Raw genomic sequence first — 340 nt, 5'->3', positions numbered from 1 at the left:
GCCCCCCCCAGCCAGTCCAGCTCACCGCTTTCACGGGCGATGTAGCCATCGAGGCTGGTGGCGATATAGACGGAGGTTTTCAGGGTCATGGGGCAGCTCCCTTGCAGGAAATAGCCGGATAGTATCAGGCAGGCTGTAGAAACGAAAAAAGGGCACCTTTTGCAAGGTGCCCTTCTTTCTAAAGATGGTCGGGGTAAGGGGATTCGAACTCCTGACATCCTGCTCCCAAAGCAGGCGCGCTACCGGACTGCGCTATACCCCGGTAAAAAAAAAGGCTCCAATAAAGGCGCCTTTTTTTATGGCTGGCTGCTAATGGCAAACCAACCTTTTAAGATTTGAA

The 340-nt window shown here is 52.9% G+C and carries 1 tRNA gene; it reads right to left on the bottom strand.

Annotation, left to right across the window (positions count from 1 at the left end):
• Positions 1 to 185: 185 nt before the first annotated feature.
• A tRNA-Pro gene (locus tag UW3_RS0102415) sits at positions 186 to 262 on the bottom strand.
• Positions 263 to 340: the final 78 nt, after the last annotated feature.

It is taken from the genome of Pseudomonas donghuensis, from assembly GCF_000259195.1.
In the GTDB taxonomy this organism is placed as follows: Bacteria; Pseudomonadota; Gammaproteobacteria; order Pseudomonadales; family Pseudomonadaceae; genus Aquipseudomonas; species Aquipseudomonas donghuensis.
This window is presented reverse-complemented; position numbering and strand designations above follow the sequence as displayed.